Annotated in this window: 16 protein-coding genes; 3 read left to right on the top strand and 13 right to left on the bottom strand. The window is 54.7% G+C overall.

All coding sequences use genetic code 11. The features are described from left to right. The 9 genes from ACI3UA_RS01145 to mqnE (ACI3UA_RS01105) all read right to left on the bottom strand — a co-directional run. A partial coding sequence (locus tag ACI3UA_RS01145) for a dynamin family protein (protein ID WP_439723001.1) occupies window positions 1–1862 on the bottom strand: 1862 nt, incomplete at its 3' end. A 63-nt stretch (window positions 1863–1925) separates the two neighbouring features. Beyond that, window positions 1926–4397 carry a replication restart helicase PriA gene (gene priA, locus ACI3UA_RS01140; RefSeq protein WP_439723000.1) on the bottom strand — a complete coding sequence of 824 codons (2472 nt, stop codon included), beginning with the start codon at window positions 4395–4397 and terminating at the stop codon, window positions 1926–1928. A 17-nt stretch (window positions 4398–4414) separates the two neighbouring features. Further along, entirely contained in the window at window positions 4415–4906 is a 492-nt protein-coding gene (locus ACI3UA_RS01135) for a prolyl-tRNA synthetase associated domain-containing protein (RefSeq protein ID WP_439722999.1), read from the bottom strand. 42 nt (window positions 4907–4948) lie between these two features. Next, window positions 4949–5569: a cob(I)yrinic acid a,c-diamide adenosyltransferase gene (gene cobO, locus ACI3UA_RS01130; RefSeq protein ID WP_439722998.1), complete on the bottom strand. Its 621-nt coding sequence runs from the start codon at window positions 5567–5569 to the stop codon at window positions 4949–4951. Window positions 5570–5581: 12 nt separating this feature from the next. Beyond that, window positions 5582–6943, bottom strand: a complete 1362-nt coding sequence (locus ACI3UA_RS01125) for an MATE family efflux transporter (RefSeq protein WP_439722997.1) — start codon at window positions 6941–6943, stop codon at window positions 5582–5584. Window positions 6944–7039: 96 nt separating this feature from the next. Continuing rightward, on the bottom strand, window positions 7040–10012 hold the full coding sequence (locus ACI3UA_RS01120) for a DNA translocase FtsK (protein ID WP_439722996.1): 2973 nt from the start codon (window positions 10010–10012) through the stop codon (window positions 7040–7042). A gap of 242 nt (window positions 10013–10254) precedes the next feature. Continuing rightward, complete coding sequence (gene mqnC / locus ACI3UA_RS01115) at window positions 10255–11283, bottom strand: cyclic dehypoxanthinyl futalosine synthase (protein ID WP_439722995.1); 1029 nt, start codon at window positions 11281–11283, stop codon at window positions 10255–10257. Continuing rightward, window positions 11283–12434: an aminofutalosine synthase MqnE gene (gene mqnE, locus ACI3UA_RS01110; RefSeq protein ID WP_439722994.1), complete on the bottom strand. Its 1152-nt coding sequence runs from the start codon at window positions 12432–12434 to the stop codon at window positions 11283–11285. Before mqnE (ACI3UA_RS01110) ends, mqnC begins: the two co-directional genes overlap by 1 nt. A 91-nt stretch (window positions 12435–12525) precedes the next feature. After that, the gene (gene mqnE, locus ACI3UA_RS01105) at window positions 12526–13659 is read right to left on the bottom strand and encodes an aminofutalosine synthase MqnE (protein WP_439722993.1); all 1134 of its coding nucleotides are present in this window, start codon (window positions 13657–13659) and stop codon (window positions 12526–12528) included. Window positions 13660–13905: 246 nt separating this feature from the next. Here mqnE (ACI3UA_RS01105) and bioB point away from each other — a divergent pair, with 246 nt between their 5' ends. From bioB to bioA, 3 genes are read left to right on the top strand one after another with little or no spacing between them, the layout of a single operon-like run. Further along, a complete protein-coding gene (bioB, locus tag ACI3UA_RS01100; RefSeq protein ID WP_439722992.1) occupies window positions 13906–14949 on the top strand; it encodes a biotin synthase BioB in 1044 nt (347 codons plus the stop codon). Between the two features lie 4 nt (window positions 14950–14953). Next, window positions 14954–15646, top strand: coding sequence for a dethiobiotin synthase (gene bioD / locus ACI3UA_RS01095; protein WP_439722991.1), 693 nt, complete (start codon window positions 14954–14956; stop codon window positions 15644–15646). After that, window positions 15647–16855 (top strand): adenosylmethionine--8-amino-7-oxononanoate transaminase, encoded by a 1209-nt coding sequence (bioA, locus tag ACI3UA_RS01090; RefSeq protein WP_439722990.1) that lies wholly within the window; start codon window positions 15647–15649, stop codon window positions 16853–16855. It abuts the gene before it with no gap. Between the two features lie 115 nt (window positions 16856–16970). Here bioA and ACI3UA_RS01085 read toward each other — a convergent pair whose 3' ends face one another. The 4 genes from ACI3UA_RS01085 to ACI3UA_RS01070 form a co-directional block, all read right to left on the bottom strand. Beyond that, the gene (locus ACI3UA_RS01085; protein ID WP_439722989.1) at window positions 16971–18410 is read right to left on the bottom strand and encodes a 6-phospho-beta-glucosidase; all 1440 of its coding nucleotides are present in this window, start codon (window positions 18408–18410) and stop codon (window positions 16971–16973) included. Window positions 18411–18507: 97 nt separating this feature from the next. Continuing rightward, entirely contained in the window at window positions 18508–18849 is a 342-nt protein-coding gene (locus tag ACI3UA_RS01080) for a PTS lactose/cellobiose transporter subunit IIA (protein WP_439722988.1), read from the bottom strand. A gap of 2 nt (window positions 18850–18851) precedes the next feature. Next, window positions 18852–20153, bottom strand: a complete 1302-nt coding sequence (locus tag ACI3UA_RS01075) for a PTS sugar transporter subunit IIC (RefSeq protein WP_439722987.1) — start codon at window positions 20151–20153, stop codon at window positions 18852–18854. 289 nt (window positions 20154–20442) lie between these two features. Then, the gene (locus tag ACI3UA_RS01070) at window positions 20443–20745 is read right to left on the bottom strand and encodes a PTS sugar transporter subunit IIB (RefSeq protein WP_439722986.1); all 303 of its coding nucleotides are present in this window, start codon (window positions 20743–20745) and stop codon (window positions 20443–20445) included. Window positions 20746–20964 lie beyond the last annotated feature (219 nt).

The following is a 20964-nucleotide window of genomic DNA, read 5'->3' as shown; positions in this document are numbered from 1 at the left end:
CTGCCGCCGCCATCAGCATCGGCGGCAGGGGCGCTATCCGCCCTGCCGTCCTCATGCCATCCGCCTTCCGCAGTATCTGCGCCCTGTGCAATATCAGCGTGCACCGCGGCATCCCTGCCCTCGGACATGCCCGGCACAGCACCTGCAGCACTGGCTGCAGCCTGCCCTGAACCGGTCTGCTGACCGGCCTCAGCCGTCGGCGGTACCAGCTCCTCATCCAGAAGCGGCAGTACGAACAGCTCGTTTCCTCCCGCCGGCATGTCCTTGGTAGCGGCAATTTCCTCCAGCACGGCGTCCAGCTCCTGACACAGCCCCGACGCCCTGTCTATGGCCGACCAGGCCTCCTGATAGCGTTCCATGCCGGACATCTGGTTTTCTATTTCCTGACAGCGCACCTTCTGCCTTGCCGCAATCTGTTCCTGCAGCCTGTTTTTGAAATCCAGCGCAAAACGCCTGGCCACATTCTTTGTTCCTTCGGCAAAATTGGCCGTATAGTTCATGACATAACTGCCATCCTGGGTCAGCTTTGCCCCGGAGCGCATGGCCTCGGTCAAAAGCTCCTCCGGCGGCACGATTTCCATGCCCTGCACGTAGCCGTTCAGCTCGTCGCTGTCCACATGATGGCGTCTGGCAAAATCCATAAAGTAAGTCCTGATATGCCAGGTCAGCTGGGCCTGCGCCTTTTCGGAGGCATCATTAAAGAAGGCCAGCCTGCGCCGTTCTATCTCGGCCAGTGTCCTTTTGCCCCTGCCGAAAAAGCCCACCTTGAAGTCAGGCTGGCAGGCCTCCAGATAGTCACGCGCCAGGTCACGGGTGGAGGTAGGCATCAGGTAGGCATTGTTCAGAATGTTTTCCACCCCGGCGGAAAATTCCTCCGTCCAGTCCTGCCGAAGCCCGGATAATTCCTCCGTCAGCCGCAGATAATCACCCTTCATCTGCTCAAGCCGCTCACCGGACAGGCCGGCCAGCACTGCCCGGCAGCCGGTCAGGCCTTCCTCCAGCTCCCGCTCCCTTTCCTGCCTGTACTCCGCCATAATCTTCTGCAGGGAGGCGGCAACAGAACCGGCCAGCAGCTCACTGCGGGCCGCGATTTTATCCTGCAGGAGCTGCTGCAGCTCTGCAAACTGGTTATGGGGGTCTGCAGGGTATTTCAGCGATGTATAGAAAAAGCCTGCCGGGCGCACGCCCCAGCTGTAAAAGGCGCTCTCAACGCCCTGACAGAAATCCGCAAAGGACAGCTCATTTTCCACATGCTTGTCAATCTGGTTCACAATCAGATATACGGTCTTGCCCGCCTTGGTCAGGTCCCTGGTAAAGGAAAGATTCAGCTCTGCCTGTACGTGATTGTAATCCATGACATACAGAATTATATCAGCCAGATGAAGGGCCGCCTCCGTAGCGGCCCTGTGGGCATCATCCGCCGAATCAATGCCGGGAGTGTCCATGATAACCACTCTGGGCGGCAGGTCAAGATCACTGCGGCACAGCTCAATTGCCGCAATCTGGTCACCATCGCGGCAAAAGCTCCTGAGCATATCATAGTCATAGGGTGCCTGATACCGCCGCGGTTTTCCCTTGTGAAAAAACACCCTGGCGTAGTCACCGCCCTTTTCGCCTCTGTGCACCCTGACCAGATTGGCGCTGGTCGGAACAGGGCTGGAAGGCAGGATATCCTCGCCCAGCAGGCTGTTAATCATACGTGACTTGCCAGCTGAAAAATGACCGGCAAAGGCTATGCCGTATTCACCAGCCGTCAGTTTTTCTGCCAGCTCCCGCACCCTGTTCATATTCTGCTGATGGCCGCGCTTCGCAAAAAAATTGTACGCGGCCGCCAGCCTGCACCGTAAGAACTCATTTTGCATAAATAATCTATCCTTTGCCAGATTTTGTCTACGTCATTACTTCGATTTATATCATTGCGCTTGTCAAGAGGTGGTCAGAGGATCAATGTCCACCATAACCCGCATATCGCTCTCCACCCCCTGACGGCGCAGAAAGCACAGCACACTCTCAATGTCCCCCGTCCTGATGAGCAGGGAGAAACGATAGACGCCCCGTAGCCATGCCATCATGGCAGGAGCCGGTCCTGCCGCCTGCTGCAGGGGATTGTCACGAAATTCCCGCTGAAAGTCCTCTTTCAGCTTTTCTGCCATCTGCCGGGCCTTTTCCTCCTCTTCATGCTGGAAGACCAGCTTGATAATCCTGCTGAAAGGAGGGTTGAACAGCGCCTTTCGCAGCTTCATTTCCTCCCGGAAAAACGCCTCATAGTCCTGCTCAATGCCTGTTCTCACGGCGAAATGCCCCGGATTGTAGCACTGTACCACCACTCTGCCCGGCACATCCCCGCGCCCGGCGCGGCCCGCCGTCTGGGTAATCAGCATGAAAACCCGCTCTGCCGCGCGGAAATCAGGCATGTTCAGGGTGGAATCCGCACTGAGAATCCCCACCGCCGTCACGCTGGGAATATCATGCCCCTTGGCCACCATCTGGGTGCCCAGCAGGATGTCAAATTCCTTTCTGCGGAACTTGTCAAGAATCTCCGTGTGGGCGAATTTGCCTGTGGTCGTATCCCTGTCCATGCGGATGATACGCGCCTGCGGCACCAGCTCTGCCAGCTCTTTTTCCAGCTTTTCCGTGCCTGAGCCGAAATACTTGATGTACGGACTGCCGCATTTGGGACAGACATCAGGCACAGGCGCCTGAATGTCACAATGATGGCACAAAAGGCGTCCATCGCGATGAAACACCAGCGGCATGGTACACTGGGGGCATTTGATGGCCTCACCGCAGGAACGGCACATGACAAAGGTGGCAAAGCCGCGCCTGTTCAGCATGAGAATCATCTGCTCATGCCTGGCCAGTGTATCCGCAATAAGCTCCTGCAGGGGCAGGGAAATCACGCTGCGCCGTCCCAGTTTCAGCTCCTGCCGCATGTCGGCGCTGATTACCTGGGGAAGCTGCCTGCTGCCAATGCGCTGCGGCATGCACAGCAGGCCGTAATCGCCCCTCCTGGCGTGATAATAGGTTTCCAGCGAGGGGGTGGCACTGCCGAGAAGCAGCACCCCGCCGTGCAGCTCCGCCAGCTTCTGCGCCACAACTCTGGCGTGATATCTGGGCGACTCATCCTGCTTGTAGGAGCTGTCCTGTTCCTCGTCCATGATAATCAGGCCGATGTTGTCCGCCGGGGTAAACAGCGCAGAACGGGCTCCGATAATGACGCCGGCCTGACCTGTGCGCACGCGCAGAATGGCATCATTCCGCTCGCTGATGGAGAGGCGGCTGTGCATAACCACAATATCCCCGCCAAAATATCCCTTGAACTCCTGCACCACCTGCCCGGTCAGGGCAATCTCCGGCACCAGCACCACCACGCTGCGTCCCATCTCCCTGGTTCGCCGCGCCGCTTCAATGTACACCTGCGTCTTGCCGCTGCCGGTGACACCGTACAGCAGAAAGGTACGGTGCCCGCCGCTTGCCAGCTGTTCATCAACAGCCGCCACAGCCCTCTGCTGCTCCGCCGTCAGCTCGCGCACCCTGCCGGTGGCCGCAAAATCACGATAGCTGTCCCGCAGTACGCGCCTTTGGCGGACCGCTCCGAAGCCGGAATCCGTCAGGCCGCTGACCACGGCTCTGGAAAAACCCTCCTGCTGAAGCTCTTTCAGGGAAATAGCCAGCGGCTCATCGGGCTGCTGCCTGGCATACAGCCAGGACAGAAGCCGCCTCTGCGCCTTTTTCCGCTTGTCGAGCCCCTCTATGTCATCCTTCGTTATGGGCTTTTCCACGGACAGATAGGATTCACGGCTTTCGGTGGCCCTGTGGCTGGCCCCGTAGACGCGGCGGACGACACCGTGCTTCAAAAGTCCTGCCAGTATATTGTCCAGCTGGGCGGCCGCATCCTGATTGCCCTCCGCTGCCAGCTGGCGGCGCAGCTCCCCTTCCCTTTCCGGCCCTGCACTCAAAAGGGCCTCATAGGCCTGACGGTACACATCCACCATCAGGAGCATGTTGTCCTCCATATCCGGAACCGCCTCGTACTGCAGCTGTATTTTCAGACCGCTTTTGCCCGGCATAAAAAGGCGCATCATCTCCCCGGCGGAACAGAGATAAAAATCTGCCAGCCAGCGGGCCGCCTTGATCATCAGCGGTGAAAACCACGGTTCCTCATCGACAGCGGCCTTTATGTATTTCAGCTTTTCTACAGGATAGCTGCAGCCGTGTTCCTGACGCCTGTCTGCCGGATACACGCATACCGTAAAGCCCTCGATATCGCGGCCGCCAAAGGGTACCAGCACCCGCCAGCCGGCTGACAGCTTCGCGAGGCTTTCCGGCACACGATAGCTGAAAGCCTGTGCAATGCTTTTGACGGGAATATTGATATATACATCCGCAATCAGCATATCGTTCCCCCAGCTCATCAGCCCAGCCCGACTATCTGTACATCGTTGCCATGGTCGGCAATCATCTGCAGCAGGTCATCTGCTTTCAGCCAGATGGTTGCCGTATTTTCATTGGGATGAATGCCGATGATGCCACTGCCCCTGACAAATTCCTCATCCAGAAACAGCTTGACATTGCAGGCCTCGTTGTTCAAAAGTCCCAGCGGGGATACGGAGCCCGGCAGTACATCCAGCATGTCCTTCAAATCCTCGGCGGAGGCAAAGCTCAGCCGCCTGGTCCCCTGAGCCTTCTGAAATTCCTTCAGCTGCACCCTTTTAGGGCCGCAGACTGTAATCAGGTAATAATTCCGTTTCTTGTCATCACGCACAAAGAGGTTTTTAGCATCCCGGTCAGGATAAGGAAGCTCTACGCTGATGGCTTCCTCCATGCTGAATACGGCCTCATGCTCCGTCACCTCGTGCCAGATGCCGAGATTGTCCACAAAATCAAAAATTTCCTGCTTGTTCACAACTATTTCTCCCGTTTATATGCAAAAACTAAATTGAAAGCTTCAAAACTCAATGCCCCTCTGGGCCTTGACGCCCTGCTGATAAGGATGCTTTATCAGCTTCATCTCCGTTACCAGATCGGCACGCTCAATCAGCTCCGGCCGGGCATCCCTGCCCGTCAGCAGCACATGCAGCCTGTCCGGCTTCTTGTCCAGCAGTGCCATGACCTCATCAATGGTAACCAGCCCGAACTTTACGGCGTAATTGATTTCATCAAAAATAATCAGGTCATATGCGCCGGAAACCATTGCCTTTTCGGCTTCCTGCATGGCTTCCCCAGCCGCCTTGATGTGCTTTTCCCTGTCCTCATCGCTCCGCATCAGCCCCAGGCCCAGGGGACGCATTTCAATATGGCCCTCCAGACCGGCCAGCCGCTCGAAGGCTTCCAGCTCGCCGTATTTCCAGCCGCCCTTGATAAACTGCAGTATCAGCACCCGCAGCCCGCTTCCCCAGGCTCGCAGGGCCAGTCCCAGCCCGGCCGTGGTCTTGCCCTTGCCATCACCGGTATGCACGAGAATTAATCCTTTTGTTTCCATGTTGTTCTGCACTCCCTCTGTATCAGTAAAAACTATACCTGTGCATTGGCTGCATACATTTCGTTTGTGTTCAGATACTGCATTCATCACAGCAGCTTTTTATTTGCCCAAAGCCGGCGGCATGGCCCGTTCCAGCTTGTTGAAAACGTGGAAATACGCTCCGATAATCAGAAAAATCGTAAATACCCAGCTTATCGGGTATACCGCCATGAGCACGTGGAAAACGGGCTCTGCGGCAAAAATCGTATAGATGTAGATGACGCGGAATACGCACACGCCAAGAAAGCACGCCACCGCCGGATAGAGCGAATGTCCCACGCCCCGCATGCCCCCGGAGCAGGTTTCTATTATCACGTTGAGGCATTCAAAGGTCAGGATGTAGCGTATGCGCAGCACCGCATACTCGATAACCGACGCATCCGTCGTATAAATGGCGGCAAAGTAAGGTGCAAAGATGGAAATCAGCAGGCAGATAATGCCGGTGATGAAAAAATTCATGCCGACGCACCAGCGCATAATCTGGCGGCAACGGGGAATGTTCTTCGCGCCGAAATTCTGCCCCACAAAGGTCGTGGCGGCCTGTGAAAAGGAGGACAGTATGAAAAAGGCCGCAAACTCAAAATTCAGGGCAATAGCCGAGGCCGCTATGTACTCCGCGCCAAGATTGTTTATGGCAATCTGGATGATGATGTTGGAAAAGGAAAAAACCATGCCCTGCAGGCCTGCCGGCAGGCCGATTTTGGCAATATGCTTCAGTACATTGCCGTCAATGGCCAGCCTGCCGGGCTGCAGGCGCATAGGCCCCTCCTCGCCGTGCAGCCAGTAGAGAATCAGGCAGGCACTGCAGGTAGTGGCAATCACCGTGGCGATGGCTACGCCCTCCACTCCCATCTGCAGGGCCAGCACGAAGAAAAGATTCATGCTGACGTTGATACAGCCGGAGGCCAGCATGGCGTACAGCGGCCGCCTGGTATCTCCCTTGCTTCTCAGCAGGGCCGAACCGAAATTGTACAGAAGGAGGGTAGGCACACCACCCATCAGAATCTGCAGATACAGTTCGGCCGCATCAAGGATTTCCGGCGGCGTGTCAATCAGGATGAGAATCTCCCGGCCAAAGCTCACGCCAAAGACCGCCAGAAATATGCCGCACAAAAAAGCTATCAGCATGGAGGTATGCACCGCCTTTGTCAGCCGCAGGTAATTCCCGGCCCCCAGAAAATTGGCGCATACCACATTGGCACCGATGGACAGCCCCACCATGAGATTGAGCATCAGATTGATTACTATGCCGTTTGCTCCCACGGCGGCCAGCGCCTCCTTGCCGACAAACTGCCCGACAATTGCCACATCAGCCGCATTGAACAGCTGCTGCATGATGCTGGTCATGGCCAGAGGAACGGCGAATTTCAGCACCTTATCCCAGATTGAACCTTCCAGCATGTTTATCTCCAGCTTTGCCACCAAATACATCTCCTAGTCCGTTATAGTTGCCCCGATATTGCTGTAGTAGATTGATGTTTTATTACAGTTATCCCCTGCATCGGCTCTCGCCGGAGACTACTGATTTTCATAATTATCCATAATCTCAAAGGCCTGGGCCTCTGTTACCAGAATATCCCTCGGTTTGCTTCCCTGGGGCGGCCCCACAATCCCCAGCTGTTCCATTGTGTCCAGCAGCCGCCCTGCGCGGCTGTAGCCGATATGGTACCGGCGCTGGAAGCTGGAAGCCGACGCATTGCTGGTGGACATAGTAAGCTCCACCGCATCGCGAAGCAGGCTGTCAATCTTGACCCTGCCGCCTCCTGCCTTGCCGTCATTGTTTTCCTCTTCCTCGCTTGCGGCCGCTTTGTTGGTAAAATCGATAATCTCCTGATTGGCCTCCAGCTTGTGTCCCTGTGACTTGATATACTCCGTCAGCATTTCCACTTCCTTGTCGCTGACAAAGGCGCCCTGAATACGGGTCGGCTTGTTGGCCTCCTGGGGCTTGAAGAGCATATCGCCCTTGCCCAGCAGCTTCTCCGCTCCGGAGGTATCCAGAATCGTGCGGGAATCAATCTGGGAGGTGACCGCAAAGGATATGCGCGACGGAATATTCGCCTTGATTACGCCGGTGATGACGTTGACAGAAGGACGCTGGGTTGCCAGAACCAGATAAATGCCTGCCGCACGGGCCTTCTGGGCAATGCGGCAGATGGCATCCTCCACGTCGTGAGGCGCCACCATCATCAGGTCCGCCAGCTCATCAATAATAATCACGATGGATGGCAGCTGCTTCTCCGGTTCCTCTGCAAATATCCTGTTGTACCCTTCCATGTTGCGCACCCCGACCTGCGCAATCAAGCCGTAACGCTTCTCCATTTCCTGCACGGCCCAGTTCAGCACGGAGGCAGCTTTTTTGGCATCTGTCACCACCGGTACCATCAGATGCGGAATATCGTTGTAGACGGACAGCTCCACCATCTTGGGGTCAATCAGGATAAACTTTACCTCTGTGGGCTTGGCCTTGAACAAAATACTGGTAATCAGGGTGTTGATGCAGACGGATTTACCTGACCCCGTGGCACCTGCCACCAGAAGATGAGGCATCTTCGCCAAATCCGCAAAAATGGCCTGACCGCCTATATCCTTGCCCAGACCTACCGTCAGCTTTGATTTGGCCGCCGCAAAGGCAGGGTTTTCCAGCACTTCCCGAAGCTGTACGCTTTCCAGCTCGCGGTTCGGCACCTCGATGCCGATGGCCGCCTTGCCGGGAATCTGCTCTATGCGCACCGCAGTTGCCGCCATGTTGAGGGCGATATCATCTGCCAGCCCCGTAATCTTGCTCACCTTTACGCCGGGAGCAGGCTTCACCTCGTAGCGCGTTACTGCCGGCCCGTGGCAGGCGTTGAGGATGGAGGCCTTGACCTTGAAATTGGCCAGGGTCTCCCCCAGAATCCTCGCATTACTGCTGATTTCCTGATTGAGGCTCTCATTCATGGCCTTGACTGTTCTGGACAGCAGATGCAGAGGCGGCAGCTTATATGGCGGTGGCGGCGGCACAGGCACGGACTGCTCCTGCATCGAGCCATCGGAGGTCCCGTCGGGCGGCAAAGCCGCAGGAGGGATATCAGCCCCGTGCGCATCCTGTGTATCCGTCACGTCTTCAGCATCAGGTTCATTGTCTTCATCATAGCCGTCATATTCCTCGTATTCCTCATATTCATCATCTGCCTTTGTCAGCTCGGCAAAATCATCAGGATAGGTAATCTCCATATCATCTATGCCATAGTCATATTCAGGCTCCCCAGTTTCCCCGGCATCGTCAGGCAGCTGCTCCGGCTCTATTATTTCAGATGCTTCCCAAAGCTCCTGCACTGAAACATCAGGGACAGCCTCTTCCACTGGCGGCTCAGGTTCAGCCTCTGCATATTTTTCCCAGTCAAAATCAGCCGTTTCCTCCGCTACGGCAGACACGCTGTTTTCCGGCTCCAGCCCCAGCTGAACAGCCAGCTCCGGCACCTCCTCCGGCTCTGCCGCGCTGGAAAATTTCTCCGCAAAAAAACCAGCCGCTACCGGATTGGCGTTTACCAGCTCCTCCGCATTGGCAGGAGGCGGCGTAAATACCTTCTCTGCCATCAGCTCGGCCGCGATGCCCGCCCCGGCCATTTTTGGCTTCACGTCATTTTCCCTTGCAACAGCTTTTTTTCCGGCATTTGCAGGCACATCGGCAGTTTTGCCGCCATATCCTGCGCCGGAATCAGCCGCCTCGTTCAAAAAAGCGGATTCCTGCTCATAGCGCGCCAAAAACTGCTTGCCGCGGAAGCGCTTCAACCTTTCACCTACATCGTCAATATGCTCCTGCACATATTCCTGCACCTGCTCCCTTGCCTTGCCGCCTACCTCGATTGTCTTGTCGTATACCACAACAGTGGCTTTTTTGGCCACATCAGCGCCTTTTTCAGCCTTTTCCTTGGTGGTGATAATCCCCTGTGCCAGCGACCAGGTGGTTGCCACTATCAACGTACCTATCAATCCCACTGCCAGCAGGATAGGCGTGCCATCCACCCCTGCTACGCTGTGCAGGAACATGCTGATGGCTCCCCCCAGGAGCCCGCCGCCGTCCACAAGGCTTTCCGGCAGGATTTCCTCGCCCGGCTTCACGGTAAGATGGTGGTACATGGCCATGGCACAGGCAAAAAATCCCGTTCCCCCCAGCACCCTGGCATTAAAGGCCAGCTTCTGATGCTTCATGATATAGTAGCCGCCTGCCCCAAGAAAGGCCCCTGCCGCTATAAAGGCTCCTATGCCAAAAAAATACTGCAGGAATTTGGCGGCTTTCAGGCCGATAAAGCCCACATTCAGTCCTGCGATGCCGCACAGCGAAATAAGGCCTGCCGCTACAAACACCAGTCCCCGCAGCTCATAGTTCCTTCTGGAATTATCCTGCACTGCGCCATCGGCATTGTCAGCTGTACCACGCTTTGAAACAACCTGTTTTTTATTGTCAGCCGCTTTCTTCCGTCCGGCAGTTTTTGTCCGTTTCTTCTGCAATTAAACTCACCCTCAAAACTAATTTTAAACATTCATTTCATTATTATATCAAAAACCTCCTGCTTTGACAAAAAAAGCGGGCATTTTACACAAAAAAGGCGCCGCATCGGCCTCAGCCTTTGCGGCACCTCCGTAAGCAGGGCAAAATTCAGTGCCTCTCTATATAACAAAACCAATTTCAAGGAAACTGCCGCGCAAGATACTCGCGGCAACCGGCAAAAACAGCCAGCACAGGCCAACCGCTAAAATCTCCTGATAATCCTGTAGGACGTATCACGCTGGGCAGGCTTTCTGCCCGCGCCGCGAATCAGCTCCGCCATTTTTCTTATAGACATGTCATAGGAGGTGCCGGCCGCCCTGACCACGTTTTCCTCCAGCATGATGCTGCCCAGATCATCCGCCCCAAAGCCCAGCGTCAGCTGGCCGATGCGCTCACCCTGCGTAACCCATGAGCCCTGAATATGAGCTACGTTGTCCATGTAAAGCCGCGTCATGGCAAGGGTGCGCATATAATCCCAGCCGGAGGTCTTCTCACCGCCCAGCTCCGTATTGCCCGGCTGGAAGGTCCATGTGATAAACGCCCGGAAGCCCCCTGTCTTATCCTGCAGGCGGCGGATTTTTTCCATGTGCTCAACCCTCTGGGCCATGGTTTCCCCCAGTCCGATAACCATGGTTGCCGTGCTTTCCATGCCGATGGAATGGGCGCACTCCATCACATGGAGCCAGTCAGCAGTCATGATTTTCTTCGGGCTGACCCGTCGGCGGACTTCATCCACCAGAATTTCCGCACCGCCACCCGGCAGGCTGTCCAGCCCCGCCGCCTGCAGCCTTTTCAGGCAGTCCAGGATGGAAATCCCCGCCTGGCGGGCAAAATGCTGGATTTCCGTAGCCGTAAAGGAATGAATGACAATATCATATTTGCTCTTGATGAGGCTCAGCATCTTCTCATAGTATTCCAGCCCCAGATCAGGGTACAGTCCCCCCTGAATCATCACCTGGGTGCCTCCGGCTTCCACGGTTTCCCGTACCTTTTCCAGTATATCCTCATAGGACAGCAGATAGGCATCCCTGCTGTCCCTGCGGCGGAAAAAGGCGCAGAAACGGCACTCATTGACGCACACGTTGGTATAGTTGATGTTTCTGTCCACAATAAAAGTGACGGTATCGTCAAAGCGCTTCCTGCGCTCTGCATCCGCCCTGCGTCCCAGCTCAATAGGATCGCCGTACAGCAGCAGCTCCTCTGCCTCCTGCTCGTTTATTCTCGTACTCATCACTGCACCCCGCTTTCAGCCCTGCCAGCACCATCATCAACGGCATTCTCCGCATTGTCCCCAATCTGTTCCTCTGCAACCGGATGATAGAAGGTATCCCGCTCCACAGGCACAAAGCCGGCCTCTGTAATCAGCTGGCGCAGTCTGGTTCTGGTAATGCCGGTATTGGTCTTTGCCCCTGCCGCATGAATAATCTTTTCCTCCCCGATGGTGCCGTCCAGATCGTCCGCCCCAAAGCCGAGGGCCAGCTGGGCGATAGGCATGGTCAGCATAATCCAGAAGGCCTTGATGTGGTCAATATTGTCAAGAATCAGCCGCGACAGCGCCATCATCTTCATATCCTCCCAGGAGCCGACCCGCTGTAAATGCTCCAGCCCGGTGTTGGCAGGGTGGAACGGGAAGGACACAAAAGCCTGAAAGCCGCCGGTTTCGTCCTGAATATCCCGCAGGGTAATCAGATGCTGCAGCCTTTCCTCAATGGTTTCAATATGGCCGTACATCATGGTGCAGTTGGTGCGGATGCCCAGCTTATGGGCAGTCCTGATGGTTTCTATCCACTCTGCCGCAGTGGCCTTTTTCGGGCAGATTTCCCGGCGCACCCTGTCGCTGAGGATTTCTGCACCGCCCCCCGGCAGGGAGGACAGGCCTGCCGCCTGCAAAATCTCCAGCACCTCGCGGATGGATTTGCCGGTCATCTGGCTGAAATGCACGATTTCCACCGGCGTGAATGCCTTGATATCCACATCAGGCAGTGCCGCCCTGACCTGCTTCACCACGTTCAGGTAATAAGCAAAATCCTTCGTAGGGTGCAGGGCGCTGACAATGTGGATTTCCCCCAGATTCTTTACCCGGCCTGCCTCGGCAAGAATTCTGGCGATATCCTCCGTCTCCAGCACGAAGCCCCGCTTGTCCCCTTCCTCGCACTGAAAGGCACACAGGGGGCATCCCGATGTGCAGATGTTGGTCAGGTTGATATGCCTGTTGACATTATAATAAACGTTCCTGCCGCTTTTGCGCTCCTTCATCTTCCGTGCGCACTCCGCCAGAAACAGCAAATCATTATCCTCGTACAATGCCAGTGCATCCTCAAGGGACAGCCGCTCACCCCTGGCCGCCTTCCCCCTGGCTATCTCGATACGCTTCTCTTCCATTATATTACCTCATACAAAAACACTATACCATGCCTGTGGCACATGCGTCACCACGGAAGCACATTCGGCGACATCCGACCGTTGCCGCATATCACTGGGCCGCATTATTCAGCTGCAGCTGCTGGTCCTTCTCCGTAAAGGTCCGGAGGATATTAAAATTGCAGTCGCACGCCGCAGGAATACGCCCTGCTTCCCTGATAATCCTGATAATCCTGTCCTCACTGAGGGAGGTAGGACTGGTGGCGCCGGCATCATGAAGAATCCGCTCCTTGTGAATGGTGCCGTCCATATCATTGGCACCAAAGCCCAGCGCCACTTGCGCCACAGGCACTGTCAGCATCACCCAGTAGGCCTTGATATTCCTGATATTATCCAGCATCAGGCGCGAAATGGCAATCGTCCTCAAATCATCCCACATGGATGTCTGCTGTACCGTCTTGCCCAGCTCCGTGTTCTTCGGCAGGAACGGGAAGCAGATAAAGGTCTGAATCCCTCCCGTTTCATCCTGCAAATCACGCAGTTTCAGCAGATGGTCAACCCGTTCCTCCAGCGTTTCAATATGCCCGTACAGCATGCTGGCATTGGTCTTGATGCCCAGCTTGTGCGCGGTGCGGGAAACCTCAAGCCACTCATCGGCAGTTGCCTTGTTCGGGCATAGCCTGCTGCGTACACGGTCACTGAGAATCTCCGCGCCGCCACCGGCGATGGCCTGCAGTCCTGCGGCCTTCAGCCTGCGCAGAACTTCCTCCACGCCCAGACCGGAAATTTTGGCAAAGTGGGTGATTTCCACCCCCGTAAAGCCTTTCAGGTACAGCTGGGGAAATTCATCGTGCAGGGCCTGCAGGCGTTCCAGATAATCCTCAAAGCTCCAGTCAGTATGCAGGCCGCTCACCACATGCAGGCCTGCCAGATTAGGGTCCTCCATGGCCTCACGCACCTTTGCCACGGTTTCCTCCACGCTCATGGCATAGGCGCCCGGCTCATCCTTATCCTTGCCAAATGCACAGAACTTGCATTTTGAGGTGCAGATATTGGTCAGATTAACATGGCAGTTCACATTGTAATAAACAATATCGCCGCATTTTTTCTGCCGCACATAATCCGCCATACTGCCCAGCCAGGCAATATCCTTGCAGGCAAAAAGCCGTATTCCGTCCTCACGGCTCAGCCGCTCCCCGGCAAAAATCTTTGCCTCAATATCCTTGTAGCACTCCGAACTATACAAAACCAAACCCTCCGTATCGAATTTTATCCGGCAATCATGTATATCCGCATCAAATACAGCGAATACCCGAAACTCAAATTGCATACAAAGTACATTATAGCACTATGAGCAATTCCAATCAATTTAACTAATACAAAAATATTTGCAATTATCGTAAACCATAACACAAAATAAGTTGACACAAAAGCCGGTGACTACTAAAATGTAAACTAACAATAGAAATCAAGTTTACGAAGGAGCTTTCTCATGAAGAATGAAAAAACTGATATGATGAACACCACTGACATAAGTACCGATATGATGGGGCTGGCCGACGAGATTATCTCCGGCAGGCGAATCACCCGGCAGGATGATTTGAGCATTTTCCTGACCTGCGACCTGCAGCAGCTCTGCGAGGGAGCGGACAAAATCCGCGCCGCCTGCGTAGGGGACCATGTGGATCTGTGTGCCATCATCAACGGGCGTAGCGGCAAATGCCCGGAAAACTGCAAATTCTGCGCCCAGTCTGCCCACAACCACACCGACTGCCAGCCTCATCCCTTCCTGCCTACAGAGGAATTTGTACAGGCGGCCAAGCTGCACGAAAGTGAGGGCGTTCACCGCTTTTCCATCGTTACGGCCGGACGCTCCCTGTCCGGCGAGGAATTCGATGCCGCCATCGAGGCGTACAACGCCATGCGCAGTGCCTGCAAAATCGACCTGTGCGCCTCCATGGGCTTCCTGAACGCGGAGCAGCTGCACCGTCTGCACGAGGCGGGCGTTACCAGCTATCATCACAACATCGAAACCTCGCGGCGGAACTTTCCCAACATCTGCACCACCCACACCTACGATATGAAGATTGAAACCTTGAAGCTTGTCAAAGCGGAGGGCATGTGCGCCTGCTCCGGCGGCATCATCGGCATGGGCGAAACCTGGGAGGACAGGCTTGACATGGCCGTCAGCCTGGCGGAGCTGGGCATCGACTCCATTCCTCTCAACGCCCTGATGCCAATCCCCGGAACGCCTCTTGAGCATCTGCCGTCCCTGAGCGAAGCCGATATTCTCCGCACGGTGGCCTTTTTCCGCTACATCAATCCGGAGGCCAACATCCGCCTGGGGGCAGGCAGGGCACTTCTCACCAATGACGGTGAAACTGCATTCAACGCCGGCGCTTCCGCCACCATCACCGGCAATATGCTGACTACAGTGGCCTGTGCCACCATCCGCAGTGACCGCAGCATGCTGGAAGGCATGGGACGGGATGTGACGCCGCCTTATCAGTCAGATACTGCAGGTCAGGAGGCGTAAAGGCATGAGCAAGGCAATTTTCATCACGGGCACAGGCACGGATATCGGCAAGACATACATTGCGGGATTAATCGTCAAGAGGCTGGCGGAAAGCGGTGCAGCTGCCGCCTATTACAAGGCCGCCATGAGCGGCAACGACCGCCGCGCCGACGGCAGCCTCATTCCGGGGGACGCCCTTTTTGTCAAAAACACTGCGGGGATTTCCCAGTCCCTTGAGTCCATGTGCCCCTACATTTACGAAAACGCCTATTCACCCCATCTGGCCTCCCGAATCGAGGGCAACCCTGTACAGATGTCCGTTGTCAAAGAAGGCTTCCAAAAACTTGCGGCCGGTTATGACTTCATCACCATGGAGGGCAGTGGCGGCATCCTCTGCCCCATCTGCTTTGACGAGGCCAAAATCCAGCTGGAAGACGTTATCAGGGAGCTGAACCTCGCCAGCCTGCTTATTGCCGATGCAGGACTGGGCACCATCAACAGCGTGGTGCTGACCGTGGAATACATGAGGGCACACAGCCTGCCGGTAAAGGGCATTATCTTCAACAACTATCATCCCGGCAATATCATGGAGGATGACAACATCCGCATGTGCCAGTATATGACCGGCCTGCCGGTGCTGGCAAAGGTTTCCCCGGGCGATACCGGCCTGCAGATAGATGTTGACGTACTGAAAAATCTTTATGATGAGGTGAAATAAATGATCTGGTATCCATATCAGCAGATGAAAAACATGAGGGAGCCATACAAAATCGAGGATGCAGAGGGCGTATACCTGTATACGAAGGACCAGAAGCTGATTGACTCCGTCAGCTCATGGTGGTGCATGATTCACGGCTACAAACATCCGGAGCTGACCGCCGCCATCAAGGAGCAGGCGGACAGGTTCTGCCATGTGATGCTGGGAGGGCTCACCCATGAGCCGGTGCAGAAGCTGTCGGCCAGACTGCAGGAATTTCTGCCCGGTGACCTTGACTACTGCTTCTTTTCCGACTCCGGCAGTGTAGCCGTGGAGGTTTCCCTGAAAATGGCCCTTCAATACCATGTCAACAAGGGCAACAAGCGCCCGCTGGTGCTGGCCCTGAACCGCGCCTACCACGGCGACACCTTCAAGGCGATGGAGGTGGGCGACGATGAGGACTATCACTTTGCCTTTGAGCAGAAGGATGGCGTTGACCAGAAGGCCGGCTGTATCCACATTCCTACCACCATTCCGGCGCTGGAAGAGGCCTTTGCCAGATACCATGACCAGCTGAACAGCTTTATTGTAGAACCGCTTCTGCAGGGAGCCGGCGGCATGCAGATGTACGACATCTCCTTTTTGCAGCGGGCGCGGGAGCTGTGCAGCCAGTACGATGTCCTGCTGATATTTGACGAGGTGGCAACGGGCTTCGGACGCACCGGCAACCGCTTTGTAGCTGATCTGGTACTGCCTGATATCCTTGTGCTGGGCAAGGCCCTGACAGGGGGCTACATCGGACATGCGGCTACCGTTGCCAATCACAAGGTCTACGATGCCTTTTACAGCGACGATGCTCGCAAGGCCCTCATGCACGGCCCTACCTTTATGGGCAATGCCCTGGCCTGCGCCGTTGCCCTCAAGGGCATCGAAATCTTTGAGCGTGAGGACTACATGGCAAAGATAAAACGCATCGAGGAAATTTCCCGCCGTGAGCTTTCCGGCTTTGCCGATGAGCGCATCAGGGAAATCCGCATCATGGGCGGCTGTGCCTGCATCGAGGTCAAAAATCCTGACACCCTCAAGGGCTATCAGCAGTTTGCCTACCAGCGGGGCGTATTCTCAAGGCCGTTCCTCAGCTATATGTACTCAATGGTGCCATACATCATTGAAGAGGAACAGCTGGTGAAGATCTTTGACACCATGAAGGCATGGTTCAGGGAACATTAAAACAAAATAAAAAAGGGACTACCTGCTGATTTCACAACAATCCGCCAGCGGGCAGTCCCTTTTTATTTACTGCATTATTTATTTTCAGCTGTACCCGGTTTGTGAGCCCTTTGCCTCAGACCGGCACTTCAATCTCCCTGGACAAATTCTCGCCGTTGGTTTCAATCACCCGCTTGTACCAGTAATAGGACTTCTTCGGCTTCCTGTTCAGCGTGCCTTCGCCCTTGTTGTTCTTGTCCACATAGATGAAGCCATAGCGTTTTTCCATCTCGCCGGTACCGGCAGATACCAGGTCGATAGGCCCCCACGGGCAGTAGCCCATCAGTATGACGCCGTCCTGCTCCACGGCCTTTTTCATCTCGGCAATATGGCTGGCAAAATACTCAATGCGGGCATCATCGTGAATCATGCCGTCAGCCTCTGCCTGCTCATGGAGCCCGATGCCGTTCTCCACGATCATCAGCGGCAGTTCATAGCGCTCCTGCAGGAGATTCAGCGCGTAGCGCAGTCCCACAGGGTCAATCTGCCAGCCCCAGTCATTGGCCATGACAAAAGGATTTTTCTTCTCCCGTCCCAGATGGCGCTCATTTGTCTCATCATACTCATGTGTAAAGGTCATATAATAGGAGAAGGCAACATAGTCAACCTTGCCCTCCTGCAAAATGCGCAAATCCTCCGGCTCCATTCTGATATCCGTGCCAAAGCGCTCCCATTCCTTCAGGATGTAGCTCGGATAATGGCCGCGGCACTGCACATCTGCAAACACATAGGTTCTATCCATCTCCTTCAATGCCGCAATCTGGTCAAGAGGCGCCGCAGAAGCAGGATAAGTCGGGCAGAAAGCAATCATACAGCCAATCTGGAAGTCCGGATTGATTTTGTGTCCCTCAATCACCGCCATGGCAGAGGCCACAAACTCGTAGTGGGCCGCCTGATACATGACCTGATACCTGTCCTCCCCCTCCCGGTACAGAAGACCGGAGTTGGTAAAGGTCAGGAAAGGACTTTCCGTATTGCGCTGGTTGTTGATTTCATTGAAGGTCATCCAATACTTGACCTTGTTCCTGTACCTTTCAAAGCACACCTTGGCAAAGCGCACGAAGAACTCAATCATCCTGCGGTTTCTCCAGCCACCGTACTCCTTGGCCAGATGCAGGGGAATCTCAAAATGGGACAGGGTGACAACAGGCTCCATGCCGTATTTCAGCATTTCGTCAAAGAGGTCATCATAAAACTGCAGCCCTTCCTCATTTGGCTCCATTTCGTCGCCATTGGGAAAAATTCTCGTCCATGCGATGCTGGTGCGGAAACAGCGGAATCCCATGCCAGCCAGCAGGGCGATATCCTCCTTGTAGCGATGATAGAAATCAATCGCCTCATGGTTCGGGTAGTTCTCCCCCTCGATGATGTCCTCCGTAATGCCGCGCTCGACGCCCGGTGCGCCTACCGTCATTACATCGGCAACGCTCGGTCCCTTGCCGCCCTCATTCCAGGCGCCTTCCAGCTGATGGGCGGCCACTGCGCCGCCCCATAAAAAACCCTTTGGTAAAGCCATAACAATTCCCCCTCATCAAACAGAGATAAAAATCCTGAATCTTGAACAAAAATCTATATATTCAAATTGTAATACAACAGGCCGGATAGAACAAACTTTATTTGCCCAGTTTTTCCATTTCTTTGTATACATCAATCAGCTCCAGGGCAATCAGCTTGAAGCCCTCGGCGCTCATGAGCTGATCCTCTGCATGGATAATCAGCAGGCAGGCCACCTTGTCGCCCTCCGCCTCCTTGCCCAGCATTTCCAGATGGGCATCATGCCCCTGGGCAAAGGATTCATCACCCTTGGCAATCAGGCTTTCGGCCTGCTCATAGTCATGCGCCTTTGCCGCATGAATCGCTTCAATGTAACAGCTTCTGGCCGTCCCCACGGCGGCAATAATCTGAAACGCCCCCATCTCAATATCTTCATTCATAACATCATTCACATCAGCCATAATTATGCAGCCTCCCTTTCCTCTTCAGCCATGTTAATATCCATTTTCTTGACAAACGGCAGATAAATCACAGTTGCCAGCACAAGATTAACCACCTGTATAACAGCTCCCTGCCAGCCGTCCAGCAGAAGTCCGGCTATTACTGGCGGCGTAGTCCATGGCACCTGAATAGCGCCCATCGGAGAAAGAAAACCCACCATCATAGCACCATAGGTAACCCAGAAAGCAACCACAGGAACAAGAATGAACGGCACCAGCATAAACGGATTGAATACAATCGGCAGACCGAAGATTACCGGCTCGTTGATATTGAAAATAGCAGGCATGGTAGCCATCTTGGTCAGGGAACCCAGCTGTTCGGACTTTGCTACGATGTAGGAAGCAATCAGAAGTCCCATAGTCAGGCCGCAGCCGCCGGATTTTACGAATACATCAGTAACCTGAATCGTCATCAGCTTGGCGGCAGGATTGCCCAGCAGCTGCTGACCGGCATCCAGAATCGCCTGATTGTCAAGGGAGTTGGCAATCAGCATCGGATTGACAACGCCGCCCACTACATTCGGGCCGTGAATGCCAGCCCAGAAAAGAACGCTCTGCAGGCCTACGATAATTGTGCCACCGGCAATAGTGTCGGACAGGCTCTGCAGCGGTACCTGAATCATGCTGAACATCAGCTCCGGCGCGGAAGTGTTGCCGGCAAAGTGGCACAGCCCCCAGACAAAGGAAGCCAGCGTAAAGATGAAGAAGCCAGGCGTCAGTGCCTCAAAGGCCCTTACCACGCCATCCGGCACGGATTCAGGCATCTTGATGCCAATGTGGTTCTTGACGCAGTAGCAGTAGATGCGGCTGGTAACATAGGCCACAATCAGGGCGGTGATGATACCGTTGGAGCCGACCCAGTTTTTCGGGATGATATTGCCTACAATCTGGCCGTCCTCCAGCACCAGCTCCGGCGGCATGATAATCAGGAATGCCGACATGGCCAGCCCGGCGGCCGTGATGCCGTCCAGACCTTCGTTAGCCACATACTTGTATGTGTTGCATACCACGATAATCAAGGCCAGTACGCTGAAAGTACCGCCGCTGACCGCGAACAGCGGCGCCGCCCAGTCCTTGCCGAACATGCCGCTCATGAAATCCTCATAGCCCGGAATCGGCAGGCAGGCAATCAGCAGAAACAGCGAGCCGCAGATAGTAAACGGCGTAGTCATGATGAAGCCATCCTTGATGGCCACGATTGCCTTTATCTGGGCAAATCTGTTCATGACCTCCAGAAACTTATTAAACATCTCATCCTTATTCATCTTTTCATACCCCTCTTCTTTACACAGTTCCTTTATCCTTGTTACGAATTCGTCCCCCTCAAGGTGATTTCAGTATAGCAGACTGCCGGAGGCGGTTACAATGCTCCGGCACCTCTTAATAACAACGTTTCATGCCGGAGGACATGGCTCCTGCAACACTGTGCCATTATCCTGTTTCCCATTGTTTTGAATTGATTAAAAAACGGCAAAAGAAAAGGGCCGCCACCTGCGTGACAGCCCGAAACAGGGAAATGTTCACATTTTCTATCTTGTATATATCAGGAAGAAATCAAGCACCCATCATCTTTTTGGCCAGAGCCAGAACACCCTTGCCATCAAGGCGGCCATACATGCGCATTTCAATGGCATCAACAGGCTTGCCCGGCAGCTGCTCCTTGACCTTGCCCAGATTGAAGCTGACCTGCGGCCCAAGCAGTACGACATCCGCATCGGCGGCTTTGGAGGCAGCTTCATTCATCGGATAAGCATCAATGCTGCACTCAAAGCCCTCTTCTTCGGCAGCAGCCCTCATCTTCTTCACCAGCATGGAGGTGGACATACCTGCGGAACACAACAATACAATCTTCTTCATAGAAATCCTCTCCTTTAGTTTCTCATTTGTTATTGCTTTTTATTAACCTCTATGGCTTTATTGTAGCATTGCCGCCATGCCTTTACAATACTTCTGCTGACGCCTGAAATAACGTTTCAGGCAAAATCCCCTCCGGCTGAAACATCATTCCAAAGGCGTCCCCCGGCTGGTGCGGGCACCCGTGTCCCGACGCTATATCACAAAATTCTTCTTGAGCCA

Source organism: Anaerovibrio sp. (genome assembly GCF_051866355.1).
In the GTDB taxonomy this organism is placed as follows: Bacteria; Bacillota; Negativicutes; order Selenomonadales; family Selenomonadaceae; genus Anaerovibrio.
This window is presented reverse-complemented; position numbering and strand designations above follow the sequence as displayed.